The following is a 25,706-nucleotide window of genomic DNA, read 5'->3' on the forward strand; positions in this document are numbered from 1 at the left end:
CGCCGCCGTCACCGCCGCCGAGCCGCGCGACGCCGCCGAGCGCGCGGCGAAGGCCGTGTTCACCGAGCGCGTCGGCCTGGAGCTGGAGATCCACGAGGCCGGCCTGGACGTGGCGAGCCTGAACGTCATCTCCAGCCCGGTGCAGGAACTGCGGATGGCGTTCGACCTGATGCCCCGGGTAACCGAGCAGGACTGGGCGGTCCTCTCGGACCGGATCGCCGAGGTCCCGCAGGCGCTGGCGAACATCCGCAGCGGCCTGCTCTCGGCGTCCGACGCGGGGCACGTCGCGGCGCTGCGGCAGGTCGCGAAGGTCGCGGAGCAGTGCGAAACGTGGGCGGGCCTGAAGGAGGAGACGGGGTTCTTCACCGAGCTCGCCGGCGGCGGGTCGCCGGAAGGGCTGCAGGCCGACCTCGGGCGTCACGCGCGGGCCGCCGACGAGGCGTTCGCGGAGTTCGCCGGCTTCCTGCGGGCCGAACTGGCCCCGAAGGCCCCGGTCAAGGACGCCGTCGGCGAGGACGTCTACCGCCTGTGGTCCCGGTTCTTCGTCGGCGCCACGCTGGACCTGCGGGAGGCGTACGAGTGGGGCTGGGCGGAGTTCGCCCGGATCGAGGCCGAGATGCGCGCGGTGGCGAACCGCATCAAGCCGGGCGCGTCCGCCGTGGAGGCCGCGGCCGCGCTCGACGCGGACGCGCGGTACCGCATCCGCGGCCGCGCGGAGTTCGAGGCGTGGATGCAGCGCCTGTCCGACGACGCCCTGGAGTCGTTGCGCGGCAAGCACTTCGACATCTCCGACCGGGTGATGGCCCTGGAGTGCAAGATCGCCCCGCCCGGAGGCGGCGTCGGCGCGTACTACACGGGACCGAGCGAGGACTTCGTGCGGCCGGGCCGCATGTGGTGGTCCCTCCCGGCGGGCCGCGACGAGTTCAGCACCTGGCGCGAGACGAGCACGGTGTACCACGAGGGCGCACCGGGCCACCACCTCCAGATCGCGACGGCGGTGGACCAGTCGGGCGGGCTGAACAAGTACCAGAGGCTGCTGGCGTTCACCTCGGGCCACGCGGAGGGCTGGGCCCTGTACGCGGAGCGCCTGATGGAGGAGCTGGGCTACCTCGCCGACGACGGTGACCTGCTGGGGATGCTGTCGGAGCAGCTGTTCCGCGCCGCCCGCGTGGTGGTGGACCTCGGCATGCACCTGGAGCTGCAGATCCCGGCCGGGACGGGTTTCCACGAGGGCGAGCGGTGGACGCCGGAGCTGGGCCTGGAGTTCATGCTGACCCGCACGATCACGGACCAGGCCCACATCCGCGACGAGATCGACCGCTACCTGGGCTGGCCGGGCCAGGCCCCGGCGTACAAGATCGGCGAGCGCCTCTGGCTGACGGCCCGCTCCGAGGCCCAGGCCCGCGCCGGCGCCGGGTTCGACATCAAGCGGTTCCACACGGAGGCGCTCAAACTGGGCGGGATGGGTCTGGACACGCTGCGGGAGCAGCTGTCCCACCTGGACTGAGCACTCGAGGCGGGGTCACCGAAAACCGGTGGCCCCGCTCCGCCCCGCCCCGATAGGTTCGCCTCGTGCGCCGAATCCTCTTCGTCACCCCACCGCCTCGCGCCTGAGCGGGGTGGTCCTCCGCCGCGTGGCCTTCGGGGCCCGCGGCTGATTCGTGGTGCGCACTCACCCCGCGTCGTCGATCTCCGGTTTTCCTTCGACGCAGGAGCGTTCCCTTGGTGTCTCTGTCCACGCGCGCCCATTCCTCGGCCGCGCTCGTCCTCGCCGGTGTCCTCTGGGGCACCGGTGGCCTCGCCGGCTCGCTGCTCGCCCGCCGGGCCGGCCTCCACCCGCTCGCCGTCGCCGACTACCGGCTGCTCGTCGGCGGCGCCGTCGCGACCCTCCTCCTGAACGGCCGTCCCCTGCCCCGCACGGCGGAGGCCGGCCGGCGCGTCCTCGCCGTCGGCGGGCTGTTCGCCCTCTTCCAGGCGAGCTACTTCGCGGCCGTCGCGCTCAGCTCGGTGAGCGTCGCGACCATGACCACGATCGGCGCCGCGCCCGTCTTCGTCACCCTCGCGTCGGTGCGGAAACTCCGCCGCTGGACGCTGGTCTCGGTGACGGGCACCCTCGCCGGCCTGGTGCTGCTCCAGTGGTCACCGGGAGAAGCGATCTCGTTCGGCGGACTCGGCTTCGCGCTGCTCGCGGCGGCCGGCTTCGCCACTCTCACGCTGGTCACCGCGAAGCCCGTCGAAGGCCTGGACCCGCTGTCGACGACGGGGTTCGGCTGCCTCGCCGGCGGCCTGCTGCTCCTGCCGGCCGCGAGCTGGTCGGGCATGGCGGTCCCGCTGCACGCGGACGTCCTCGCGATCGTCTGCTACCTCGGCGCCGTCCCGACAGCGCTCGCGTACGCCGCGTACCTGCGCGGACTGGCCGACGCGCACCCCGTGCTCGGCTCGCTGTCGGCGGTCCTGGAGCCGCTGACGGCCGCGGTGCTCTCCGCCGCACTGCTCGGTGAACGGCTCAGCGTCACGGCCTGGTGCGGCGCCGCCGTGCTGGTCGCGGCGCTGGTCGTCGGCTACTGGCGGCCCGAGCCGCGGTGAGAGCTGCTGCCCCTCGGCTCAGCGCGGGTCGAGGGGCAGCGCCCGCCCCAGGATCGCGAACGGCCGCGGGTCGCCGGCGAAGTGGTAGTCGCGCAGGACGTCGACGAAGCCGGTGCGGCGGTAGAGCTTCCACGCCCGGCTCGTGCCCTCGGGCGTCGACAGCAGCACGTTCGCGCTCGGGACGCCTTCGAGGAGGCTGCGCAGCAGGTCTTCGCCGATCTGGTGGCCCTGGTTCTCCGGCCGGACGTGGATCTCGGTCAGCTCGAAGTAGTCCGCCAGCCACCGGTCGGCCTCGGCGGCCCCGGACCGGCGGCTCAGGCCGTGGCGGACCTGCTCGTGCCACCACTGCCCGGCCCGGCCGCGGTAGCCGTAGGCCACGCCGAGCAGGACGTCGTCGGCGTCGAGCGCGGCCATGCAGCGCCAGCCCTCGCGCAGCGCGTGGGTGAGCCACATCGGCGCGCGCTGCTCGGCGGTGCCCGCCGGGTACCGCATCGCCCGGACGTAGATGTCGAGCGCTTCGGGCAGGCGGGCGCGGAACTCGTCCGCGGAGAGCTGGACGTACCGGGAGCAGCCGGCGGGCATCGCGGTCACGGCTGTCCATCCTCCTCCGCGCCGCCGAGCGCGCCCGGGGTGCCCCCGGTCAAGGCGACCAGCCCGGCGAAGGTCGTGGGGAAGACAGCCTTCGGGTGCCCGGCGGCGGCCCAGACGACGTCGTGCTCGCGCAGCGCGGTGTCGACCAGGGTCGGCAGCGGCGAGGGGTGCCCGACGGGCGCGACGCCGCCGATCGGCTGCCCGGTGTGCGTCCGTACGAAATCGGCGTCGGCCTTGCCGATCGTGCCCCCGGCCAGCCGTTCGAGGGTGGCCGGATCGGCGCGGTGGGCACCCGAGGTGAGGGCGAGGAGCGCTTTTTTGTCGGACCCCAGGCGGAAGATGAGGCTGTTGGCGATGGCCCCGACGGGCACGCCGAGTGCCTCGGCCGCCTGAGCGGCGGTCCGGACCTCGGCGGGCAGGACACGGATGCCCTCGGCGGCGCCGCGCTGCCCGGCTTCGGCCAGCGCGGCCGCCACCTTGGCGACGGCGGGGTGCTCCAGCGAACTCATGAACCTATGAGATCACGGCACCGACCTGGTGTCCCGCACCACGCCCCCTGGGGTTGAGCGGGCACCGGGTCGGGGGTTACTCTGGAAATTGTTCGAACAGGCGTTCGACATCGGTGAGCGGGCACCGGACAGGTGCCGGGGCTCACCCGCGCAGGAGGAGGGTCGCCATGTCCGTCAAGGTCGTGTCCCCCACGGATCCCGGGCAGCCGGAGCTGCCCATGTCGCTGCGCCCGCAGCCATCCCCGGCCGGCGCCCGCCGCTCCCGGCAGTGCGTGTCGCCGGCAGCGGACTCACGGCAGCGCCCGTCGTCGGCGGCGGATTCCCGGCAGCCGCAGCTGCCGATCGCCCTGTGCACTTCGGGAGCCGAGCTGCCGGCCCCGGCGATCCCGGCGCAGACCCGCCCGGTGACCACCGATTCGGGCCGGACTGTCGCGGATTCGGGGCAGATCGAGTTGTCGGCTGTGGAACTGGCTGGGCAGCCGGTCGCGCCGTCTCGTGGCGGCTCCGGCGAGTTCGCCGCGCCGGCGTCCGTTGCCGGCTCCGGCGAGTTCGCCGCGCTGGCGGATGAGCCGCAGGCGGTCGCGCCGTCTCCTGCCGGCTCGGGCCAGTCGGTCGCCCAGCCGCAGCCGGTCGCGCCGTCCGCTTCCGCCCAGCCCGCCACGTTGGCGGGTTCGCCGCAGGCCGAGCCGCAGCCGATCGCGCCGTCCGCTGCCGACTCCGGGCAGCCTGTCAAGCCGCAGACCCAGCCGCCCGCCATGGCCGAAGCCCCGGCCGCCGGCGAGCCCGAACTTCCCATGGAGCTCCGCCCGCCCGGCGCCGACTCCGATCAGTCGCCGCTGCCCATGTCCCTGCGTCCGCCCGCGTCGCCGGCTGCCGCCGGGTTGCTGGCGCAAGCGCGGCGGGGGCTGGCCGAGGCCGCTCAGGAGACCCGGCCCGCCGAACGCTTCATCGGTGCCTACCTCGCCGCCCTTCGCGGGGCCGCTGCCGTGCTCGCCGCCCGGGGGCGGCCGCACCGGGGGCGGGCGCGGCCCGCCAGCACCTGGGTGCTGCTCGACTCCGTCGCCCCCGAGCTGCGCGAATGGTCCGCCTTCTTCGCCAGCAACTCGGCCACCCGCGCCGCCGCGCAGGCCGGGATCACCGGGAAGGTCACCGCCGAGTCCGCCGCCGGGCTGGTCGGGGCCGCCACGCCGTTCCTCGAGCTCGTTCGCCGTCTCGTGCACGGCCTGCCGATCACCGGGGAAGCCCATGTCGCGTGAGCACGGCCCGGTCGACCAGGGGCGGTTGCTCACGGCGTTGGGAATCGAAGGCAGGCTGCTCGCCGAAGCGGTGCACGCGGCGCCGACCGAAGCGCCGGTGCCCGCCTGCCCCGGCTGGTCGATCGGCGAGGTCGCCCGGCACGTCGGGAGCCTCTACCGGCTGGTCCGGCGCCGGCTGACCGACGGCCGCAGCCCCGAAGACTGGCCACGCGAACCCGAGCCGGGCCAGAGCCTGCGGGCGTTCCTCGAGGAGGGCCTCACCGAACTGCTCGACGAGCTCGCCGCGCACGACCCGGAGGACCGCGCCGACACCTGGTGGCCGGCCGACCGGACCTACGGGTTCTGGCGCCGGCGGATGCTGCACGAGACGGTCGTCCACCGGGTGGACGTCGAGCAGGCGTCGGGCGCCGAGCCGCGCGGCGTGCCCGAAGACGTCGCGATCGACGGCATCGACGAGGTGCTCACCCTGTGGTTCGGGCAGAAGCTTCCGATGCTCGGCCTGACCGGCACGAAGGCGGGCTCGGTCGGCGTCCGCGCCGGCGCGCACAGCTGGATCGCGCGGGCCGGCCCCGTCACGACCGAGGCCTGGCGCTGTTCGGCCGAGGAGGCCGAGGCCGCGGACGACGTCGTCACGGCGGCCAAACCCGCGCAGATCTATCTGTGGCTCTGGGGCCGAGCGTCCCTGACCGCGGTGACCGTGCGCGGCGTGCACGACCAGGCGGCCCAGCTCTGGGCGCTGCTGCGGCTCGCGACCCGATGACCCGGCCGGTGGGGAAGCCGAACCGGAATTGTCGGAGGTGGCGGTTAGCCTGCGGCGCATGACCACGCGCCTGGTGAACCTGGTGATCGACGCGGCGCGCCCGGAAATCCTGGCGGACTTCTGGGCCGCGCTGCTCGGCTGGCACGTCGCCGTCGAGGAGCCCGGCGAGGTCGACGTCCGGGCCCCGGAAAGCGACGGCTGGGACCTGGACCTCGTCTTCGTGCCGGTCCCCGAACCCAAGGAGGTCAAGAACCGCATCCACCTGGATCTGGCGAGCACGACCCCGGAGCACCAGGCCGAGCTGGTGGCGCGCGCCCTGCAGCTGGGCGGCCGCCGGGTCGACCTCGGGCAGGGCGACGTGCCCTGGGTGGTGCTCGCGGACCCGGAAGGCAACGAGTTCTGCGTCCTCGAACCCCGCGAGCGGTACGCGGACACCGGCGCGGTGGCGTCGATCCTGGTCGACGCCCACGACCCGGAGCTGCTGGCGGGCTTCTGGGCGGGGATCACCGGCCGCCCGATCCAGGCCCGCGAAGGTGACGTCCTGGTAGGGCTGCGCGCGCCGTCCGGCCGGGGGCCGTGGCTGGAGTTCCTGCGCAACGACGACGTCAAGAGGGGCAAGAACCGCGTGCATCTGGACGTCGCGCCCCCGGCGGAGGCCGATCACGCCGCGGCGGTGACGCAGGTCATCGCGGCCGGCGCGGCGCCGGCGGACCTGGGCGGTCCCGCGCTGCCGTGGCGGGTGCTGACCGATCCGGAGGGCAACGAGTTCTGCGTGCTGACCCCGCGCTGACCTAGCTTGGGGATCATGGAGTTCTTCGACTGGCAGGGGCGCCGGATCGCCTGGAATCGCGCCGGATCGGGGCCCGCGGTGGTGTTCTGCCACGGCACGCCGTGGTCGCCCCGGTCGCCGGCGCCGGGCACCTCGTCCAGCCGGACGCCCCGGTCGCGCTGGCCACCGAGCTGCGGTCCTGGCTGAGTGTTTCGGCGGCGTTGCCGGGCCGCGTCGAACGCTGATCTGCGCGAAACACCGGCGTCCTGGAGCGGCAACAACCCCGGGGGACCGTGGGGGCATGGAGACTTCCGAAGCGTTGCCCCAGCCGGGCCGGACGGCCGTCGCCGAGGAGCCGGCGGCGCCGTCGGCGTGGCGGGTGCGGATCCGGATGCACGACCACCCGGGCACCCTCGCCCGCATCGCCATCCGGCTCGCCGACCTCGAGTGCAACATCCTCGGGCTGTCCGTGCTGCCGGTGCCGGGCGGAGTGCTCGACGAGATCGTGCTGCGCCCGGCGACCGGCCTGCCCCGGCGGCACCTGGTCGACGCCATCCGCGCCGAGGGCTGCGAGTGCACGGCGATCATCGACGCCGACGTCCACGAGCTCGTCGACCCGTCGGCGTCGACGCTGCTCGCGGCCCGCCGCGCGATCGACGACCCGGCGCGCCTGGCGGAGGTGCTGAAGGACGTGCTGGCCGCGGACGTCGTTACGCTCGTCCCCGCCGTCGAGGCGAACCCGGCGCGCACGGAGAGCGGGCACCGGGCGGTGTTCGCGCTGGCCGACGGAGGCGCGCTGGTGGCGCGCCGCCAGTGGGCGCCGTTCGTGCAGCTGGAGCTGACCCGCGCCGAAGCGCTGGTGACGCTGCTCGCGGCAGCGGCCCGGAACGCGGCCGGCCCGGTGGTCCTCGACCGCCCGGACGGCGCGGCGATCGTCCTGCGCAAGGGCGTCCCCGGCGACGCCGACGCGGTGGCCGAACTGCACCGCCGCTGCTCGATGGCGACCCTGTTCCGCCGCTACCACACAGGGGTGCGGACGGTCCCGCGCCGCCGCCTCCACCGGCTGCTGGTGCCGCCGCGCGGCACGAGCGTGCTGGCCGTGTTCGGCCGCGAGGTGATCGGCCTGGCCCAGCTCATCCCGACGCTCACCGGCGGCGCGGAGATCTCCCTGCTGGTCGAGGACGACTGGCAGCAGCAGGGAATCGGAACGGCCCTCCTGGCGCGGCTCGCGGTGCTGGCGGAGGCCCAGGGCATCACGGAGCTGTCCGCGGAGTGCTTGGCGGGCGACGACATCCTGCCCCGCACGGCGGCCCGGGCAGGCCTGCGCACGGAACGCAGCATCGACGACGGCGCCCGGCTGAGGCTGTTCCTGCCGGCCTGAGCCGTCAGCGCTTCCAGAACCAGTCTTTGCCGCGCGCCTCGCGCAGGGCGGACTTCTTGCGCTCGGCGGTGAGCCGGTCGAGGTAGAGGACGCCGTCGAGGTGGTCGGTTTCGTGTTGCAGGCATTGGGCCAGCACGTCTTCGCCTTCGACCTCGATGGGTTCGTTGTGGACGTCGACGCCGCGCACCTTCGCGTGTTTCGCGCGCTGGGTGGGGAACCACAGTTCCGGCACGGACAGGCAGCCTTCGTCGATCTCGTGTGTCTCTTCGGACAGTTCGACGATCTCGGGGTTGATGACGTACCCGGTCAGCCCGGCGACGTCGTAGCTGAAGACGCGAAGCCCCACGCCGATCTGCGGCGCGGCCAGCCCCGCGCGCCCGGCGGGCTTGACGGAGTCGACCAGGTCCCGCACGAGCGCCTCGAGCTTCTCGTCGAACACGGTGACCGGATCGCAGACGGACTTGAGGATCGGGTCGCCGAAATAGCGCAGTTCGCGCATCGCCATGAGCAGAACATCCTTCGTGCGTGTCGGACTGGCAGCTTAGGGCAGCGAGGAAGCCGATCGCGCGGGAATCGCCAACCGGCCTCGCGTGGGGACAGCTTGGGTTTGCGCTGCCTGGGGTCGGGGGCGGAGATCGCGATGGGGCGGGCCGACCGGGTTCGGTGGAATGAGCACGGCAAGCCGCGGCGGGCCAGGCAGGCGATTCCGGCTTGCGGCTGAGCGCTTCGCCTGGTCCCCGCACCGGCTTGATCCGCCCCGACCGGTTTCGGTGTGGGCTGCTCGGCCGGTCCGCTCCGGTCTCAGGCACGTAGGCGCAGGCCGGAGGGCGTGGCTCGGAAGCCTGCCTCCTGCAACACCTCCGCCAGCTCCGAGGTCAGGGCTTGCTCGCCGTCTGCGCGTTGGACCGACAGCTGGCCCAGCCAGCCTTCGCGGACCGCTGCCGACAATGCCTGGGCCGCCTCTGCCAGTGGCTGGCGCTCCTCCGTGAAACTCAGCAGGGATCGGCCTCCTCTCTCCACGTACAGGGCCGGAACTCCGTCGACCAGAACTGCCAGTGCGCCTGCCTTGCGGGCGGGGCGGTGCTTCGTGTCGCCCGTTGCTGACGGCCAGGGGAGGGCTGCGCCGTACGGTTGCGCCGGGTCCGCCGCCGCCAGGACCACTGGGCGGCCTGGGGCCGGGCGGCCTGGGCCGGACAGGGCGCGCAGGCGGTCGACCGCGCCTTTGGCCGCGAACTGGGCCGCGCCGAGGCCCTCCACCACGTATCCGCGGATCACCTGGCCCGTGTCCTCCATGCCGCGCAGGACCTTGTAGATCCCGGAGAACCCGCCCGTGACGCGTTCGGTGTCCAGCGCGCCGCGGGTCAGGACGCCGTGGCGCTCCAGGAACGCCTCCGTCCTCGCGTGCGCCCGGCGGGTTGCGTCGGTCTCGCGGGGTGGGGTCAGTGCCCAGCGGCCCGCGACCGTCGGCGGTCCGGACCGTGATGGCATCTGGGGTCGGCCTGCCCGCAGCCGTGCGTAGCGGCCGCGGGGAGCCTGACGCCGGGGCTTGTGGGCGCCGTGCCCGGCGACCTGCGCCCGCAGTGGGCCGAGGGTGTCGCCCGTGACCAGCCCGGCCCAGACCAGGTCCCACAGCGCCGCCACGACTTCCGCGTCGTTGGGGGCCTTGTCCACCAGGACCGTCGCGCGGTCCACCAGCTGGCGGAAGAACAGCGCGCCACCCTCCAATGTGGACACGATCGCGTCGTGCAGCGGGCCGGTCGGGATGTCCTCGACTACTTCGGGCAGCAGCAGGTCGGCCACGTCGGTCGGGGCCAGGGCGATCCAGCCGTCGCCGCCGGACAGGGCGCCGCAACCCGCCCACGTCACTTCGCCCGCCGTTGTCAGCTCGTCCAGCAGAGCGGGGGAGTAGCCCGGCAGCCGTCCGGGCAGGATCAGCGACTCCACCGCGCTCGCGGGCAACGGTGCCCCGGCGAGCTGCTCGACCACCGACAGCACGTCGTCCGCCGTCGGGGCCGCCCGGACGCGGCCGCCGAACCCGTGCCACGCGGGCAGGAACCGGCCCAGCGCCGCCGGCTCGACCGGCTCGACTTCGGCGCGCAGCTTCGCCAGCGACGCCCGCCGAAGCCGGCGCAGCACCGCCGCGTCGCAGTACTCGACCCCGACGCCGTGGGTTTCCGGATGGCCGACCGGGCTCAGCTCGCCGCGGACCAGGCGGCCTTCCCCGGTCATCCGGTCGAGCACGCCGGTGACGACCGCGGTGCCGAGCCCGAACCGCGCGGCCGCGTCCGCCGCCGCGAACGGGCCCCGGCCGCGGGCGTAGCGCGACAGCAGGTCCCCGAGCGGGTCCGCCACCGGTTCGGTAAACGCCTCGGGCACGCCCACCGGCAGCGCGGTGCCCAGCGCGTCACGTACCCGGCCGGCGTCCTCGATCGCCAGGAACCGTTCCGCGCCGCCGATCCGCACCCGGATCGCCCGCCGGGCCGCTTCCAGCTCGGTGAGCCACTCGGCCTGGATCCCGCGTTCCGCGGCCTCCTCGACGGTCAGGTCGCCGAGGAACCGCAGCAGGTCGGCAGCGTCCTCGGCTGAGCGGGCGTGCCTGTCCGGGTCGAGCCGCTGCAGCGACCGTTGCACTTCGGCGACGGCTTCGGGATCCAGCAGCTCGCGGATCGCCTCGGTGCCCAGGAGTTCGGCCAGCAGCGCCGAATCCAGCGACAGCGCCGCTGCCCGCCGCTCGGCCAGCGGTGCGTCGGTCTCGTACAGGAACATCCCGATGTAGCCGAAGAGCAGGCTGCGCGCGAACGGCGACGCGGCCGGCGTTTCGACCTCCACCAGCCGGACCTTGCGGGCCCGGACGTCGGCCATCAGTTCACGCAGGCCGCTCACGTCGTAGACGTCCTGGAGGACCTCCCGCATGGCCTCGAGCACGACCGGGAACCGCTCGTACTTCGCCGCGACCGAGAGCAGCTGGGACGCGCGTTGCCGTTGCTGCCACAGCGGAGTCCGCCGCCGCGGATCCCGGCGGGGCAGCAGCAGCGACCGGGCCGCGCACTCCCGGAACCGTGCCGCGAACACGGCCGAGCCGCCGACTTCGGCGACGATCAGCTGCTCGACCTCCTCGGGGTCGAGCAGCACGTCGTCCGCGCCGATGGTGACTTCGCCGCCATCGGCGTCCAGGGCGTCCGGCAGCCGCAGGACGATGCCGTCGTCGGAGTGCGCCACCTGCGCGTCCACCCCGCGGTTTTCCCGCAGCCGCGCGGCGATCGCGAGGGCCCACGGTGCGTTCACCTGCGCGCCGAACGGCGAGTGCACGACGATCCGCCAGTCGCCGAGTTCGTCGCGGTAGCGCTCCAGCAGGATCGTCCGGTCGTTCGGGACGTGCCGGGTGGCGGCCTTCTGCTCGGTCAGGTAGGCGAGCAGGTTGTCGCACGCCCGCTGGTCCAGCCCTGCCGCCTCGGCCCGCTCGCGCGCCTTCACATCGTCCGAAGTGGACAATTCGCGGACGAACTTCCCCAGCGCACGACCCAGTTCCAGTGGGCGCCCTGGCGCGTCGCCCTTCCAGAACGGCATCCGCGCCGGTTCACCCGGCGCCGGGACCACGATGACGCGATCGTGCGTGATGTCGGTGATCCGCCACGACGACGTGCCGAGCAGGATGGTGTCGCCGACGCGCGACTCGTACACCATCTCTTCGTCGAACTCGCCGACGCGCGAACCCGGCTTGTCGTCCGCTCCCGGCGTCATGACGGTGAACAGGCCGCGGTCGGGGATGGTGCCGCCCGACGTGACGGCCAGCCGCTGCGCGCCGGGCCGCCCGCGCAGCTCGCCGCCGATGCGATCCCAGGTGATCCGCGCCCGCAGCTCGCCGAACTCCTCGCTCGGGTAACGGCCGGCCAGCATGTCGAGCACCGCGTGCAGGGCGTCGTCCGGCAGCGCCGCGAAGGGGGCCGCCCGCCGGACCAGCGAGGCCAGGTCCGGCACCGTCCACGGCTCCAGCGCCACCATGGCGACGACGTGCTGCGCCAGGACGTCCAGGGGGTTGCGGGGGTAGCGGACCGCCTCGATCGCCCCGGTCGCCATCCGCTCCGCGACGACCGCGCAGGAGACGAGGTCCCCGCGGAACTTCGGGAACATCACTCCGGACGACACCGCGCCGACCTGGTGCCCGGCGCGGCCGACGCGCTGCAGGCCGGACGCCACCGTCGGCGGCGCCTCGATCTGCACCACCAGGTCGACGGCGCCCATGTCGATGCCCAGTTCCAGTGACGAAGTCGCCACCACGCACGGCAGCTGCCCGGACTTCAGCGACTCCTCGACGTGCGTGCGCTGTTCCCGCGACATCGATCCGTGGTGGGCCCGGGCGATCACCGGCGGTGCCCCGGTGCTCACACCGGACTGCGCGATGGCCTCCGCGGGGAACGTGTCGGCCGGGGTGAGCTCGGTCTGCTCGGCGGCCAGTTCGTTCAGCCGGGCGGTGAGTCGCTCGGTGAGCCGGCGCGAGTTGGCGAAGACGATGGTCGAGCGGTGCGCGCGGATCAGGCTCAGCACCCGCTCCTCGACCGCCGGCCAGATCGACGGCCGCTGGACGGGGTTGCCGGCCATCTCTTCGAGGGTGCCCAGCCCACCCGGCGCGATGTCCCCGGGTGGGAAGGCCTCGGTCAGCGACTCCAGGGATTCCAGCGCGTCGAGCGGGCTCGGGGCCGGGCCGCTGCGAGGCGCGTCGAGGTTGCTCATGTCCTCGACCGGGACCTCGACGCGGACCTCGATGGTCTTCGCCAGCTTCGGCTGGACCACGCGCACCGGACGGCCGCCGGCCAGGAACGCGCTCACTTCGTCGATCGGGCGGACCGTCGCCGACAGGCCGATCCGCTGCGCCGGCTTCGGGAGCAGCGCGTCCAGCCGCTCCAGCGAGAGCGCCAGGTGCGCGCCGCGCTTGCCGCCGGCGACCGCGTGCACCTCGTCGACGATCACGGTCTCGACGCCGCGCAGCGACTCCCGCGCCGACGACGTGAGGATGAGGAACAGCGACTCCGGTGTGGTGACCAGTACGTCGGGCGGTGTCTTGGCGAACGTGCGGCGCTCGGCGGCGGTGGTGTCGCCGGTGCGCATGCCGACCTCGATGCCGGGCACCGGCAGCCCGAGCCGGCGGCTGGCCTGCGAGATGCCGGCGAGCGGGGCCCGCAGGTTCCGCTGGACGTCGACCGCGAGGGCCTTCAGCGGCGAGACGTAGAGGATCCGGCAGCGCTTGGTGGCTTCGGCCGGCCGCGGCTCCACCGAGAGCCTGTCCAGCGCCCAGAGGAACGCGGACAGCGTCTTGCCGGACCCGGTCGGCGCGACGACGAGGGCGTGCTCACCCGCGTGCGCGGCCCGCCAGGCCCCTTCCTGCGCCGCGGTGGGCGCGGCGAAGGCCCCCGCGAACCAGTCCCGGGTCGCGGGGGAGAAGAGGTCGAGCACATCGGTAGCCACGTCATTCATGATGCGCGGCACCACCGACAGTTTCCGGCGCGCTCGCCAGGATCACGCTGTGGGCGAACTGCGGGAACGTGACGTCGACCTTCGGCTCGTCGGTGATCAGCCGGTACTCGCGGTCCAGGGGGGCCCAGTAGGAAAAAGGGGCCTGGTCCAGCTTGGAGTGGTCGGCCAGCACGTAGGCTTCGCCGCCCGCGTGGAGCATCGCGTGCTTGACCACCGACTGCTCCAGTGACGGGCAGCACAGCCCCCGGTCGGCGACCACGCCGTCCGCGCCCAGGAACACCCGATCGGGTGAGATGTGCCGCAGTTGCGCGAGCACGCTCTCGCCGAGGATCGCTTCGCTGGGGTGCCGCAGCCGGCCGCCGAGGACGATGAGGTCGATCCCGGGGAAGCCCGCGAGCTCGCGGATCGCGGTGACGCCGTTGGTCACCACGGTCAGCCTCTCGCGGTGGGCGAGGTGGCGGGCGAGTCTGCCGGTGGTCGTGCCGGCGTCGAGCAGCACGACCTCGCCGTCCTGGACGAGCGCGGCGGCCTCCCGGGCGATCGCCTCCTTGGCGGCCGCGTGCTCCCGGTCCTTCTCGCGGGGGCTGCGTTCGGTGTCGAGCGCGCCGCCGTAGGTGCGGACGACGTGCCCGGCACCGGCGAGCGAGGCGAGGTCGCGGCGGATCGTCGACTCGGAGACGCCGAACTCTTCGGCCAGCTCCGCGATGCCGCCGGCGCCGTCACGGACGGCTTCCAGCAGCAGCGCGCGCCGGTCACGGGTGCCTGGTCGCGGCTGGGACATGCGCCGACTCTTCCACAGTCGCGGGTTTCAGCCCGAAGAACGCCAGGCCGGCGGCCACGGCGAGGAACGCGGCCAGGACGACGAACCCGGTGGTCGCCGTGCCGGTGACATCGGTGAGCCAGCCGACCAGGTAGGGCCCGGCGAACCCGCCGAGGTTGCCCAGCGCGTTGATCAGGCCCATCGCCACGGCGACGACCTCGATGCCCAGGACCCGGCTGGGGATGGCCCAGAACGGCCCGTACGGCATGTAGACGCCGGTCGCGACGACGCAGAGCAGGACCAGCTGCACGGCCGCCGGCCAGTGCACGAGGTTGCCCAGCAGCAACCCGGCGATCGCGACGAGCAGCGGGACGGTGACCGCGAGCCGCCGGTTGCCGGTGCGGTCGGACCAGTGCGCGCAGGCGACCATCCCGGCCAGCGCCAGCACGTACGGCACGGCCGACAGGAAGCCGACCGCGGTGGCCGAGCCGCCCGTCATGGTCTTCACCACCGATGGCAGCCACAGGGAGAAGCCGTAGAAGCCGGTGATCCAGAAGAAGTAGACGCCGACCAGCAACAGCACCTGGCGGTTCGCCAGCGCCTGCCGGTAGCCCTGCTTGGCGAACGCCGGCTTCGCGTCTTCTTCGGTCTTCAAGGTGGTTTCGAGGTACTCGCGTTCCGCCGCCGAGATCCACCGGGCCTGCGCCGGCCGGTCGGCCACCGCGAACCACCAGACGACCGCCCACACCAGCGGCGGCAGCCCCTGCAGGACGAACACCCAGCGCCAGGACATGTGGTCGAGCATGAACCCGGACAGCGGCGACATGAGGATGGCCGAAATCGGCAGGCACGTCATCCACAGCGCGTTCGCCCGCGCCCGCTCCGCCTGCGGGAACCAGGACGCGAGCAGGATCAGCACGGCCGGCCACACACCGCCCTCGAACAGCCCGAGCAGCAGCCGGGCCAGGTGCAGCTGCGTTTCGTTCCGCACCAGGCCGCACAACACCGCCGCGACCGCCCACGCGATCATCAGCAGCACCACGGTCTTGCGGGCGCTCCACTTCGCCGCCAGCACCGCCGCCGGGATCTGCAGCACGAGGTAGCCGACGAAGAAGATGCCGCTCGCCAGCCCCTTCGCGCTGGCGGACAACGGGAAGTCGTCGCCGATGTAGGGGAGGATCACCGCGACGTTCGTGCGGTCGAGGTAGGCCAGCATGTACATGACCACCGCGACCGGGATGACGTACGCCCAGCGCTTGCGGGGGATCACCGGAGGCTCGGCGGGTAGATGACGGGCAGCTTCCGCGCGTAGGGCGCCAGGGTGGCCGCGGCCTTGAACGCCGCCCGCATGGTGCCGTGCGACGCCCGGCCGGTGCCGGCGATGTCGAACGCGGTGCCGTGGTCGACCGAGGTGCGCAGGATCGGCAAGCCGACCGTCACCGACACCGTGCCGTCGAAGTCGTACGTCTTCGACGCGATGTGCCCCTGGTCGTGGTAGAGCGAGAGCACGCCGTCGAACCGGCCCTGGATCCCTTGGTGGAACACGGAATCCGCGGGAATCGGGCCGACCACGTCGAGCCCGGCCACCCGTGCGGCGGCGACCGCCGGGGCGATCGCGACGATCTCTTCGTCGCCGAACTTGCCGTTTTCCCCGCCGTGCGGGTTCAACGCCGCCACGGCCAGTCTCGGTTTCTCCGTGCCGAAGACTTCCAGCGCGGTGTACGCCTCCCGGATCGCGTACTCGATGTTCTCGCGGGTGATCTGGTTGATCGCCTCGCGGAGGGAAAGGTGCCGGGTGGCGAAGAAGATCTTCAGCCCGGACACCCAGAACATCGTGTTGAACCGGGTCGACCCGGTCAGCTCGCCGAGCATCTCGGTGTGCCCGAGGTGCTGCGAGCCCGCCGCCCAGATGGCCTCCTTGTTGATCGGCGCGGTCACCACCGCGTCGACTTCGCCCGCCAGCGCGAGCCGGGTGGCGACTTCGATCGCCCCGACCGCCGCCGCACCCGCGGTCGCGTTCACCTCGCCCCACGGCAGGTCTTCGGTGACGACGCCGAGGTTGAGCACGTCGATCACGCCGGTGGTGAAGCGCGCGTCGGCGACCGTGGCGATCGGGTTGATCTCCAGGTGCAGGCCCAGGTGCCGGACCAGGCGTTCCAGGACGATCGCGTCGCCCACCGCCACCCCGCGCGCCAGCTGGAGGGCTCCGGGCTCGGCGAGGGTCTTGAGGGTGATCTCCGGGCCGATGCCGACGGGGTCGCCGAGGGTGACGGCGAGAACGGGCAGGTCGCTCACAGGTTGTTCCTTCCGGTGGCCAGGACGTGGTTGAGGTGTTTCGGGCAGGCGACCGCGCCAGCCGATCAGCCCGCCGCCGGACAGCCGTCCGGCGATCGCGAAGGGCAGGACTTCGGCCCCGAGCGCCTTGGTGACCTCGACGGCAATGTCGCCGCAGGTGGCGTGGAGCCCGCCGATCCGATGCGCGCCGAGTACCAGCCGGATGTCCCCCTGAGGGCGGGCGGGAGCCGGGGCGACCGGTGTTCCGGGTGCACGTGCTCGCATGCCCACCACACGGTGGCCGGCGGCCAGGAGTTCGCGCGCGGCGGCGGCCGGGCCGGGCCCGCGCTTCGGGCGCCGAGGCCAGGACGGCTTCGGGCTCCGCGCCGACGTTGCCGCTCAGCGTCGTGTCCACGCGTTTCCCTGCGAGTTCGACCGGCCCGACGAGGTCGATGGCCGCCCGCACCGCGTGTGGCGGCGGGACGTGCCGGGTACCCAAGTGCACCCACCAGCGCGTCGATCCCGCTTTCCGGCATCGAACCCTCCCTTGTTGCGCATTTCGAGCAGTCGAGTTGATCGAACTGCGCAACTATCGTGCACCTTGATCACCGTCCGCGTCAAGGAGCAGTGACTTTGCCGGGTCCGCACGCACGGTGACCGCGCACATGGCAGCATCACGCGGGCGCCGTCGTGGCGTGTTTTCGCGAAGGGGAGTGCTGTGCGGATCCTGTCGGTGGACCTCGGGACGTCCAACACCGTCGCCGTGCTGTCGGCGCACGGCAGGCCGCCCCGGGTCGTCGAAGTGGACGGCTCGGCCAACATGCCGTCGGCGGTGTTCGCCACCGAAGAGGGCACGATCATGGTCGGCCGCGACGCCGAGCGGCGCGCCCGCCTCGACCCGACGCGCTTCGAGCCGAACCCCAAGCGCCGCATCGACGAGCAGACCCTGCTGCTCGGCACCGACGTCGTCCCGGTGACCGACGCGCTGGCCGCCATCCTGCGCCGCGTGCTCGAAGAAACCTCCCGCCAGCTCGGCGGCGAGCAGCCCGACGAGGTCCGGCTGACCCACCCCGCGCAGTGGGGGCAGACGCGCCGGAACGTGCTGATGTCCGCCGCCCGGCTCGCCGGGATGGGCCCGAACATCCTGCTGGTGCCCGAGCCGGTCGCCGCCGCGGCGCACTTCGCGTCATTCCCCGGCAAGTCGCTCGCGCCCGGGCAGGCGCTCGCCGTGTACGACCTCGGCGCGGGCACCTTCGACGTCGCAGTCGTCGGTGCCACCCAGAACGGGTTCACCGTGCTCGCCGAGGACGGCCTGCCCGACCTGGGCGGCCTCGACGTCGACCAGGCGCTGATGGTGCACGTCGGGCGCGAGGTGTCGCACTCCGACCCGCAGCGCTGGCAGCGGCTCCTGCGGCCGGAATCGACCGGGGACCGGCGCACCCGGCGCGCGTTGCAGGAGGACGTCAAGGCGGCCAAGGAGGCGTTGTCGCGGCACCCGCAGACCGAGGTGCCGATGCCCGAGCCGTTCAAGGACGTCCTCGTCACGCGCGGCGAACTGGAAGGCCTGGTCCGGCCGGCGATGCTGCGCAGCGTCGAACTGCTGTCGCGGACGTTGCGGTCGTCGGGGCTGACCCCGGACCGGCTGGCCGGCATCTACCTCGTCGGCGGGTCGAGCCGGCTGCCGCTGGTCGGCACGATGATCGCGGAGAAGCTCGGGGTCGTGCCGGGCAGCCTCGACCAGCCGGAGACCGCGGTCGCGCTCGGCGCGCAGCACGTGGCCCGCGACGGGCTGTCCGTGCGCACCCAGAACGTCGAAGGGGCGGTGGCCGCGGGTGCGCCGCCGCACCGCCCGCAGTACGCGCCGCCGCCTCCGCAGTACCCGGGCTACGCGCCGTCGAACTTCCCGCCGAGCGGCCCGCAGCCGGTGCCGTCGAACTTCCCGGCGTACGCGCCCGCGCCCGAGAAGGCCGAGCCTCGCGGGAAGAAGAAGCTGCTGATCGGGATCGCGGCCGCGGTCGTCGTGGTGCTCGCGGCCGGGGTGACGTTCTTCCTCACGTCGTCGTCCTCGGTGCCGACCTACACCGCGGACCAGTGCAAGACGCCGGGGCAGGAGGACGACAAGGGCTTCACCGGGTGCCTGCGCCAGCTCGCCGGGAAGATCGCCGACACCGGCGACTGCAAGCCGGGCATGGGCAACGGCCCGGCGGCGCCGGCGCAGCGCCTGGGCGCCTCCTCCACCTGCTCCGCGCCGGGCCGGGCGGGCACGCAGGTCACCTACGTCCACGGGGACAGCGCCGACGCGCTCAAGCAGTACACCGACGGGCTGCTCGCCTCGGCGGGTGGCGACCGCACCGAGGCCGACTGGGGCGGCAACGGGCTCAAGGGCCACTACTCGTCGGCCGCGGGGAAGACGTCGGCGGTGCTCGTGTTCGCGGTGTCGGACCGGCCGCTGGCCGGGTTCATCTACCAGCTGAACACCAATGACCAGGCGGCCGCGACCACACCCGGCACGCTGGCGGACTACTTCGAGGCGAGCGTCCAGCCGGGGCAGTAGCCGGCCGGGCCCGCCGGTTAGAGTGGGGCCGATGCGGATCACGGTTTTCCGGCGGCTGATGGCCGAGGAGTTCGGTCCCGGGCGGGCCCAGGTGCTGGCCAGGGACCACGTCCTGAGCGGGCTCGGCGGGCGCACCGTCGACCAGGCGCTGACCGCGGGAATCCCCGCCAAGGAGATCTGGCGCGAGGTCTGCGACGCCTTCGACGTCCCGGCCGAACGGCGCTGACCTGGGGTTTTCGGGCCAGGGTCGACCCGGGTGGGCGAAAATCCTAGCGCAAGGGTGTGTCGCTGCCGACCTCGAACAGGTGTTCGTCTAAGGTGTTGTCCACATCGGGTCCAGCGATCCACAGATTGGGCGCCGCGCCTGGAATTGTCGGTCCCCGCCGCTAGCGTCGGACCGGACAGCTGAAGAACCGACACAGACCCCGGGACACGGGGCTTCGACCAGCGAGGTGGACTTCCATGCCTGCAGCACCCGACAAGGACAAGGCGCTCGAGCTCGCGCTCGCGCAGATCGACAAGCAGTACGGCAAGGGCTCGGTGATGCGCCTCGGCGAGGACACCCGGCCGCCCATCGCCGTGATCCCCACCGGCTCGATCGCCCTCGACGTCGCACTCGGCATCGGCGGGCTGCCCCGCGGCCGCGTCGTCGAGATCTACGGCCCGGAGTCCTCCGGTAAGACGACGGTCGCCCTGCACGCGGTGGCGAACGCGCAGCGCGCCGGCGGCATCGCGGCCTTCATCGACGCGGAGCACGCGCTGGACCCGGAGTACGCGAAGAACCTCGGCGTCGACACCGACGCGCTGCTCGTCTCCCAGCCGGACACCGGTGAGCAGGCCCTCGAGATCGCGGACATGCTGATCCGCTCCGGGGCGCTCGACATCCTGGTCATCGACTCCGTGGCCGCGCTCGTGCCGCGCGCGGAAATCGAGGGCGAGATGGGTGACTCGCACGTCGGTCTGCAGGCCCGCCTGATGAGCCAGGCGCTGCGGAAGATCACCGGTGCGCTGTCCAACTCGGGCACGACGGCGATCTTCATCAACCAGCTCCGCGAGAAGGTCGGCGTCATGTTCGGCTCCCCGGAGACGACCACCGGTGGCAAGGCGCTGAAGTTCTACGCGTCGGTCCGCCTGGACGTGCGCCGCATCGAGACGATGAAGGACGCCGGCGAGGCGGTCGGCAACCGGACCCGCGTCAAGGTCGTCAAGAACAAGGTGGCGCCGCCCTTCAAGCAGGCCGAGTTCGACATCCTGTACGGCCAGGGCATCTCCCGCGAGGGCTCGCTCATCGACATGGGTGTCGACCAGGCCATCGTGCGCAAGTCCGGTGCCTGGTACACCTACGAGGGCGACCAGCTCGGCCAGGGCAAGGAGAACGCGCGCCGGTTCCTGCGCGACAACCCGGACATCGCCAACGAGATCGAGAAGCGGATCAAGGAGAAGCTCGGCATCGGCCCGCAGGTGGACGCGGCCGCCGTCGACGCGGTCCCGGCGCCGGTCGACTTCTGATCGGAGGGGAGCGGCGGGGTGAGTGTGCGCTCGCCCTTGTCCCTTCGCCGTGTCCCCCGGAGTTGCGCCGGGTGGTGACGTCCGGCCTCGGTGACGTGTCTGCTGGGGCCGTGAGAACGAGGAGTGATCGAGGTGGCCAGGGCGCCGAAGGTGCCGCCGGCCGAGCTCGCTCCCGAGGAGCGGTACAAGAAGGCCAAGGAGATCTGCTTCGATCTCCTGGCCGCTCGGCCGCGGACTCAGGAAGAGCTGCGGCAGGCGTTGCAGCGCAAGGGGTTCGACGAGGAAACCAGCGAAACCCTGCTCGGCAAGCTCGACCGGGCCGGGCTGGTCAACGACGAGGAGTTCGCCCAGCTGTGGGTGAAGTCCCGGCACGCGAACCAAGGGCTGTCCCGCACCGCGCTGGTGGCCGAGCTGCGGCGCAAGGGCGTCGACGGCGAGGTCGCCGCGCAGGCGGCGGGCGAGGTCGATCGCGAGTCCGAGGAGCAGATGGCCAGGGAACTGGTCCGCAAGCGCCTCGGCTCGCTCGGCAACGTCGACGAACAGACCGCCCTGCGGCGGCTGCTCGGCTTCCTCGCGCGCAAGGGCTACCCGCAAGGCCTGGCCTACACCGTGATCAGGGAGGAACTCCGCGAGTACGGCGCGGAGTCCACCCTGCTCGACGACGCCGTCATCGACTGACGGGTTCGGGCTCCGGGCGGGTGCCCGGGGCCGTGGGTCAGCGGCGGAGTTCTCCCACTCGGTGCTGCACGCGGAGTTCCGGGGCGGCCGTCGGGAGGCTCGTGCCGGCCTGGCCGGGACGGCGGGCCGTCGGCACCCGGCGGTCCGAGCGGTGCTTGCGCACGGCCAACAACAGCAAGGCCGGCAAGCCCATCGCGATGCACGTCACGGTTTACTTCCACCGGCAGCCGCGGCGGCGGTAACGGCGCCCGACATGCTTGTCGATCGAACCGGAGAATCTGACCCTCTCGACGGCCACCAAGCCTTGTGCGAAAAGGTGACTGAGGACTGACGAGCCGGTCTCGCTGCTGACCTTCTTCACATGGACGAGAACGTTGCCGGGGCCGAGCCGTCATAATACTTCGCAGGATAGGCGATGCCTACTTCGCCACGGCCGGGATCCGGCTGTGCCAGCAGATCGACCACGGTCGAGTCGAGTAAGTCGCAAGTCCGACTCCGAAGACTCCCCCTGGATGCCCAGGGGAAGTTGAACTCCGTCACCGCACTCCAGGTTGAGCCGGAAGTTCCGGTAGCTGCCTCGCTGCCGGACGTATGCGAGGTCGACAGTAATGTCGCCGTGCACCTTGCCGCTGAGATTACGCACCAGCTCGGCATGCTCTCTCAAACCGAAGGCCCAGAGACCTTGGGCGCCGGGGACCATGTTCTGGTCAACTCTCGCTTTGGCGCTGAGCGCCCACCGCGTTATGGGACGGATCTCGTCGGGATCGAGCAGCCGGACTGCCACCTCGAGGCCGAACTCACGGTCGAGCTTGCTGTCCCGCAGGTATCGCCACCCGTGTCCGAAAGTCAGTGCGTAGGGTGACCTCGCCGATCCGGAGGAACACGGCCCGGTGTCGAACCGACCCGGACCTCGTGGTGGGTGAACCTCTCCGCCGCGTCATCGAGGATCTTCAGTGCGGCGAGTGCCTGCAGCGAGTCGGCCGGGTGCATCCGGTACAGGCTTATCTTGCGTGTCGGGAATGAGCTCGGCTCGTCTGCTCCGATCGGCCCTCGCGGCGTGACTTTACAGTTATCCAAAGTGGACGGAAGTTGGTCATTTACTGAATAATTCGATCCTCATCCACAAGAAGAATCAGAGTGGACTTCCTGCATCCAAGTTCACTGCGCGGAGTTTCGAGCCGTGGCAACGGCAGGTCGGTCTGGTACGTGGGAGGCGCGGCTTTCCATGGCCTCGACGGCCGGTCGGCGGCGGTCCGAGCGGTGCTTGCGGACCGCCAGTAGCAGCAGCGCGAGCAGTCCCATCGCGACGCACGTCACCACGGCCGTCAGGACCAGGAACTCGTTCAGCTGCCCGGCCGCCAGGTACGCGCCCAGGGCCACCGCCACCAGGGCGCACACCGCCCTGTCCACAATGGACTCCATGGACAGGAGGGTGGCCCGGTAGCGGGAGTCCGGGATGGAGTCGTTCAGCAGCTGCTTCTGGACCGGGAACGCGATGCCCGTCGCCACCGCGAAGACGCACAACAGCACCACCGCCGGGAAGGAGCCGACGAACACGATCACCCCGAGGCACACCGCCATCACGATCGTCAGCGTGAAGACCGTGCCCACCGGGCCGATCGCGCGGCGGAGCCGATGGGGGCGGGCCGCGCCCAGGGCCTCGAAGACCGTCATCGCGGCCAGGACCGCTCCGTACCAGTTCACCGAGAGCGTCTTCGATTCCAGGATCGGCTGGAACAGGTTCACCTGGCAGATGCGCACCAACGTGAACATCGCGACGCCCTGCACCATCAGCAGCACCAGCCAGCGGGACGACCGCAGCGCCGACAGCGCGCCGCCGACTCCGGCCACCAGCGAGGCCGTCTTGCCGGTCACGCGGCGGCCTCCCGGGATTGGGGGGAGCTTGACCGCGAAGACGAGCGCGATGGCCGCGTTGATCGCCGTCAACCAATACGGAGAGGGGAGGCTCCAGGACATCAGGAGGCCGATCACCGGCCAGAACAGGATCTTGCCGACCAAGCTGTATGCGCGGCCGACGCCCTCCACACGGAGGTAGTGTTCCCCCGCGCCGGCGGCGTTCAGGTACTCGTACAGATACGCGCTCTGCGCGCCGGACACCAGCGAGCGGGCCAGGGCGATCAGGACGAAGTGCACCAGGAACCCCGCGTACGAGCCCAGGAACACCGGCACCAGGTTCGCCGCCACCAGCACGCCGGCGCCCGCCGTCAGGGACGTGCGGTAGTCGAAGCGGTCGGCGATCATCCCGGTCGGGATCTCGAGCAGGCAGAACACGATGTAGTAGATGCTCTGGATGCCGAAAATCTCACTGTCGGTGAGCCCGACGAGCTTCTGGTACGAGTAGAAGATCGGCACCCACAGCAGCAGGCCGAAGAAGAACTGGAACCCGTAGGTGAGCCGGACGGCTCGCTGGACGTCGGGTTTCGCGGGCAGACGGAGGCCCAGCATGATCGCGTTTCTCCCGGGGAGGTCAGGCCGAATAGGGGCGCAGTTGCACGAGGTGGAGGTGCTCGCCGTCGGCGAGCCACTCGATGTCCACCGGTGCGTCGAACGTGTAGTCGGGCGAGAAGTGGCCCTGCAGCAGGCGGCCGGCGATCGCCAGCCGCTGGAGCTGGTCGTGTGCTCGCGAGTCGAGGTCCGCGGGCGCGTCGCCCAGGGACAGCGTGCGGCCGCCGCCCTCGACCGTCGAATACAGGTACTGCATCGGGAGGGCCGATCCGTCGACGACGTCGGTCACGCGCGGCGAGACGTTGACGTACACCGTGCGGAAGTCCGCTCGGTTCATCGGGTTCGTCGTCACCAGCACCCCGCCGAAGTCCGCCGCGACCTGCTCCTGGATCACCACGCCCATGTAGCACTCGTCGAGGGAGATCCCGGCCTGATGCCGCAGCCGGACGCTGCGCACCGACACCAGCGACGCCCACACCTCCTTGACGCCGGCGAAGATCCGCTCGGCCGTGGTGACGTGGTTGTGCGACTCGTAGATCCCGGCGGCCGAGAACCCGGCGAGGTCTTCCGCGTTCGACGAACTCCGGACGACGAACGCCCGCACGCCGGCCAGGTGCGACACCAGTGCCGAGTCGATCTCGCCGGCGAGCGCGCCCGGCAGGCGTGCCGACCGGATCAGGCCCTGCAGCTCGACGCACAGCGGCTCGATCTCCCGCGCGTCCAGCTCCAGGGCCATCTTCAGCTTGCCGATGGCCTGCTGGATCCGCGGCGACGACTCCAGGAACCGGCGTTGCAGCGAGAACGGCAGCGCGATGCCACGTGGGACGCGGACGTGCTCGTCGAGCAGCCGGCGGGCCGCGGCGCCGAGGTCCGCGTCGAGCGGGACGTCCAGCAGCCGCGCCAGATAGGGGAGCAGGCTGTCCCGCGGTGGCCGCGGTACCTGGTAGAAGCCGAGCAGCCGCTGCGACCCGTGCGCCAGCACGTGGTGCAGCTCGCCGAGGTTGGCCGCCTTGGTGCCGTAGCGGTGGCGGTCGGCCGCGCGCAGCCGGGCCAGGTTCACGATCGGGCTGTGGTCGGCCTCCGGCTGCTCCAGGGTGACGCGCTGGGCGTACCAGGACGGCGGGGCCGCGTCGGCCGGCTCGTCGACCTCGCGCAGGGTCAGCGCCTGGGCGTCCACTGTGTACTCGACCCACTGGCCGTCGAGCCCGCGGCGCTCGATCTCGGCCAGGGCGCCGAGCTGGACGGCGTTCGGGATCTGCCAGCCGGTGGCGAGGACGTTGGTGTGCGACAACGGCGTCGTGTGCCGGGCGTTGACGATCCCCGCCAGCCGGGGGATGTCGTCGGGGACGCGGTCCATCACGATGATGTCGGTCCAGTCCAGCGTCGCGGCCCGGTACTCGGCTTCGCTGCGGAACGCGCGCAGCCGCCCGACGGCCGTGCCCGGGTTCAGCGCCACGAACGGCGCCGTGGAGAACAGCTCGTGCGCGAAGACGCGCGGCAGCTCGCTCGCCGGGATCTCCCGGACGATCCGCTCCTGCAGCTGGTTGGCCGGCTTGAACAGCAGCGGCAGCGCCGGGTCGACGTACTGCGCGACGAAGGCGTGGAACTCGCGGATCAGTGCGGCCGGCATCGTGTCGACCTCGACCGTCTCCAGCGAAAGCATCTGCGGGTGCAGCGCGAGAATGCCGAGGAGGAACCGGCGGTCCGGCGCGTGATAGAAGGCTTCGTTGTACGAGTCGATCTCGGCGCGCACGCGTTCTTCGCCGACACCGAGGATCTCTTCGCCGATATAGATCGCGTGAAAGGAATGGCGCGCGTTGTTCAGGAAGTGGATCTTCGCCTGCTCGCGGTCGACCACGACCTTGACGAAGGAATAGCCGCCGAGAGTGTCGCCGAGCTGGTGGAGTGCGGACACCGAAAGGCGTTCGCCGACCAGGGCGGCGACGGTCTCGGGGGCAGGACTGGGCGTGACCACGCTGGTCAGGGACACGGATTCTCCTCGCTGGAAATAGCGAAGAGAAACGATAACAGGCAGGTAAATAACGCACCAGAGCGGCGAATGCGCCATTCAGCGGGATGCATGACCGGCGCCACACCCGCTCGGAGCACCGTTCCAGCGCACTGGAACGGTGCTCCCGGAA

At 72.0% G+C, this 25,706-nt stretch carries 22 protein-coding genes and 1 pseudogene; 11 read left to right on the forward strand and 12 right to left on the reverse strand.

What is annotated here, in order from left to right:
• A partial coding sequence (locus tag ACWEVN_RS19165; RefSeq protein WP_452052113.1) for a DUF885 domain-containing protein occupies positions 1–1,507 on the forward strand: 1,507 nt, incomplete at its 5' end.
• A 215-nt stretch (positions 1,508–1,722) separates the two neighbouring features.
• Positions 1,723–2,586, forward strand: coding sequence for a DMT family transporter (locus tag ACWEVN_RS19170; RefSeq protein ID WP_452052114.1), 864 nt, complete (start codon positions 1,723–1,725; stop codon positions 2,584–2,586).
• 18 nt (positions 2,587–2,604) lie between these two features.
• On the opposite strand, the gene ACWEVN_RS19175 is transcribed toward ACWEVN_RS19170, so the two are convergent.
• Both ACWEVN_RS19175 and ACWEVN_RS19180 read right to left on the reverse strand, forming a co-directional pair.
• A complete protein-coding gene (locus ACWEVN_RS19175; protein ID WP_206792398.1) occupies positions 2,605–3,177 on the reverse strand; it encodes a GNAT family N-acetyltransferase in 573 nt (190 codons plus the stop codon).
• On the reverse strand, positions 3,174–3,686 hold the full coding sequence (locus tag ACWEVN_RS19180; RefSeq protein WP_452052115.1) for a YbaK/EbsC family protein: 513 nt from the start codon (positions 3,684–3,686) through the stop codon (positions 3,174–3,176). The genes ACWEVN_RS19175 and ACWEVN_RS19180 overlap by 4 nt, the downstream gene beginning before the upstream one ends.
• A gap of 167 nt (positions 3,687–3,853) precedes the next feature.
• On the opposite strand from ACWEVN_RS19180, the gene ACWEVN_RS19185 reads away from it, so the two are divergent.
• From ACWEVN_RS19185 to ACWEVN_RS19205, 5 genes are all read left to right on the forward strand, one after another.
• Positions 3,854–4,942: an SAV_6107 family HEPN domain-containing protein gene (locus tag ACWEVN_RS19185; protein WP_452052116.1), complete on the forward strand. Its 1,089-nt coding sequence runs from the start codon at positions 3,854–3,856 to the stop codon at positions 4,940–4,942.
• A complete protein-coding gene (locus ACWEVN_RS19190; RefSeq protein ID WP_452052117.1) occupies positions 4,932–5,702 on the forward strand; it encodes a maleylpyruvate isomerase family mycothiol-dependent enzyme in 771 nt (256 codons plus the stop codon). Before ACWEVN_RS19185 ends, ACWEVN_RS19190 begins: the two co-directional genes overlap by 11 nt.
• Positions 5,703–5,760: 58 nt before the next feature.
• A complete protein-coding gene (locus tag ACWEVN_RS19195) occupies positions 5,761–6,492 on the forward strand; it encodes a VOC family protein (protein WP_452052118.1) in 732 nt (243 codons plus the stop codon).
• Between the two features lie 101 nt (positions 6,493–6,593).
• Positions 6,594–6,716: a hypothetical protein gene (locus ACWEVN_RS19200; protein ID WP_452052119.1), complete on the forward strand. Its 123-nt coding sequence runs from the start codon at positions 6,594–6,596 to the stop codon at positions 6,714–6,716.
• Positions 6,717–6,790: 74 nt separating this feature from the next.
• Complete coding sequence (locus ACWEVN_RS19205; RefSeq protein WP_452052134.1) at positions 6,791–7,852, forward strand: GNAT family N-acetyltransferase; 1,062 nt, start codon at positions 6,791–6,793, stop codon at positions 7,850–7,852.
• Positions 7,853–7,856: 4 nt separating this feature from the next.
• On the opposite strand, the gene def is transcribed toward ACWEVN_RS19205, so the two are convergent.
• From def to pdxA, 5 genes are all read right to left on the reverse strand, one after another.
• Complete coding sequence (def, locus tag ACWEVN_RS19210; RefSeq protein WP_449682321.1) at positions 7,857–8,357, reverse strand: peptide deformylase; 501 nt, start codon at positions 8,355–8,357, stop codon at positions 7,857–7,859.
• Between the two features lie 296 nt (positions 8,358–8,653).
• Positions 8,654–13,324, reverse strand: coding sequence for a DEAD/DEAH box helicase (locus tag ACWEVN_RS19215; protein ID WP_452052120.1), 4,671 nt, complete (start codon positions 13,322–13,324; stop codon positions 8,654–8,656).
• The gene (locus ACWEVN_RS19220) at positions 13,317–14,105 is read right to left on the reverse strand and encodes a DeoR/GlpR family DNA-binding transcription regulator (protein WP_452052121.1); all 789 of its coding nucleotides are present in this window, start codon (positions 14,103–14,105) and stop codon (positions 13,317–13,319) included. The genes ACWEVN_RS19215 and ACWEVN_RS19220 overlap by 8 nt, the downstream gene beginning before the upstream one ends.
• Positions 14,077–15,354: an MFS transporter gene (locus ACWEVN_RS19225; RefSeq protein ID WP_452052122.1), complete on the reverse strand. Its 1,278-nt coding sequence runs from the start codon at positions 15,352–15,354 to the stop codon at positions 14,077–14,079. Before ACWEVN_RS19225 ends, ACWEVN_RS19220 begins: the two co-directional genes overlap by 29 nt.
• Positions 15,351–16,643 (reverse strand): 4-hydroxythreonine-4-phosphate dehydrogenase PdxA, encoded by a 1,293-nt coding sequence (pdxA, locus tag ACWEVN_RS19230; RefSeq protein ID WP_452052123.1) that lies wholly within the window; start codon positions 16,641–16,643, stop codon positions 15,351–15,353. The genes ACWEVN_RS19225 and pdxA overlap by 4 nt, the downstream gene beginning before the upstream one ends.
• A gap of 433 nt (positions 16,644–17,076) precedes the next feature.
• Between pdxA and ACWEVN_RS19235 the strand changes: the two genes are divergently transcribed.
• The 4 genes from ACWEVN_RS19235 (at position 17,077) to ACWEVN_RS19250 (ending at position 21,099) form a co-directional block, all read left to right on the forward strand.
• Positions 17,077–18,912 (forward strand): Hsp70 family protein, encoded by a 1,836-nt coding sequence (locus ACWEVN_RS19235; protein ID WP_452052124.1) that lies wholly within the window; start codon positions 17,077–17,079, stop codon positions 18,910–18,912.
• A gap of 31 nt (positions 18,913–18,943) precedes the next feature.
• Complete coding sequence (locus tag ACWEVN_RS19240; protein ID WP_176175862.1) at positions 18,944–19,138, forward strand: DUF3046 domain-containing protein; 195 nt, start codon at positions 18,944–18,946, stop codon at positions 19,136–19,138.
• 236 nt (positions 19,139–19,374) lie between these two features.
• A complete protein-coding gene (gene recA, locus ACWEVN_RS19245; RefSeq protein WP_449682327.1) occupies positions 19,375–20,421 on the forward strand; it encodes a recombinase RecA in 1,047 nt (348 codons plus the stop codon).
• Positions 20,422–20,571: 150 nt separating this feature from the next.
• Positions 20,572–21,099: a regulatory protein RecX gene (locus ACWEVN_RS19250; protein WP_449682349.1), complete on the forward strand. Its 528-nt coding sequence runs from the start codon at positions 20,572–20,574 to the stop codon at positions 21,097–21,099.
• A gap of 37 nt (positions 21,100–21,136) precedes the next feature.
• Here ACWEVN_RS19250 and ACWEVN_RS19255 read toward each other — a convergent pair whose 3' ends face one another.
• The 5 genes and pseudogenes from ACWEVN_RS19255 to ACWEVN_RS19275 form a co-directional block, all read right to left on the reverse strand.
• Positions 21,137–21,307 carry a hypothetical protein gene (locus ACWEVN_RS19255; protein WP_452052125.1) on the reverse strand — a complete coding sequence of 57 codons (171 nt, stop codon included), beginning with the start codon at positions 21,305–21,307 and terminating at the stop codon, positions 21,137–21,139.
• Positions 21,308–21,310: 3 nt separating this feature from the next.
• Positions 21,311–21,463 (reverse strand): annotated as a pseudogene (locus ACWEVN_RS19260) (DUF6119 family protein); the annotation flags it as partial.
• A gap of 27 nt (positions 21,464–21,490) precedes the next feature.
• The gene (locus tag ACWEVN_RS19265; RefSeq protein WP_452052135.1) at positions 21,491–21,949 is read right to left on the reverse strand and encodes a DUF6119 family protein; all 459 of its coding nucleotides are present in this window, start codon (positions 21,947–21,949) and stop codon (positions 21,491–21,493) included.
• Between the two features lie 308 nt (positions 21,950–22,257).
• On the reverse strand, positions 22,258–23,565 hold the full coding sequence (locus ACWEVN_RS19270; RefSeq protein ID WP_452052126.1) for an MFS transporter: 1,308 nt from the start codon (positions 23,563–23,565) through the stop codon (positions 22,258–22,260).
• Positions 23,566–23,587: 22 nt separating this feature from the next.
• On the reverse strand, positions 23,588–25,555 hold the full coding sequence (locus tag ACWEVN_RS19275) for a PEP/pyruvate-binding domain-containing protein (protein WP_452052127.1): 1,968 nt from the start codon (positions 25,553–25,555) through the stop codon (positions 23,588–23,590).
• Positions 25,556–25,706: the final 151 nt, after the last annotated feature.

This window comes from Amycolatopsis sp. NPDC003861 (assembly GCF_053605405.1).

Bases quoted from the DNA above. Each gene is read 5' to 3' on its own strand.
- def (WP_449682321.1), bottom strand. From the start codon at position 8,357: ATGGCGATGCGCGAACTGCGCTATTTCGGCGACCCGATCCTCAAGTCC.
- ACWEVN_RS19215 (WP_452052120.1), bottom strand. From the start codon at position 13,324: ATGAATGACGTGGCTACCGATGTGCTCGACCTCTTCTCCCCCGCGACC.
- pdxA (WP_452052123.1), bottom strand. From the start codon at position 16,643: ATGCGAGCACGTGCACCCGGAACACCGGTCGCCCCGGCTCCCGCCCGC.
- ACWEVN_RS19220 (WP_452052121.1), bottom strand. From the start codon at position 14,105: ATGTCCCAGCCGCGACCAGGCACCCGTGACCGGCGCGCGCTGCTGCTG.
- ACWEVN_RS19190 (WP_452052117.1), top strand. From the start codon at position 4,932: ATGTCGCGTGAGCACGGCCCGGTCGACCAGGGGCGGTTGCTCACGGCG.
- recA (WP_449682327.1), top strand. From the start codon at position 19,375: ATGCCTGCAGCACCCGACAAGGACAAGGCGCTCGAGCTCGCGCTCGCG.
- ACWEVN_RS19180 (WP_452052115.1), bottom strand. From the start codon at position 3,686: ATGAGTTCGCTGGAGCACCCCGCCGTCGCCAAGGTGGCGGCCGCGCTG.
- ACWEVN_RS19185 (WP_452052116.1), top strand. From the start codon at position 3,854: ATGTCCGTCAAGGTCGTGTCCCCCACGGATCCCGGGCAGCCGGAGCTG.
- ACWEVN_RS19270 (WP_452052126.1), bottom strand. From the start codon at position 23,565: ATGCTGGGCCTCCGTCTGCCCGCGAAACCCGACGTCCAGCGAGCCGTC.
- ACWEVN_RS19240 (WP_176175862.1), top strand. From the start codon at position 18,944: ATGCGGATCACGGTTTTCCGGCGGCTGATGGCCGAGGAGTTCGGTCCC.
- ACWEVN_RS19195 (WP_452052118.1), top strand. From the start codon at position 5,761: ATGACCACGCGCCTGGTGAACCTGGTGATCGACGCGGCGCGCCCGGAA.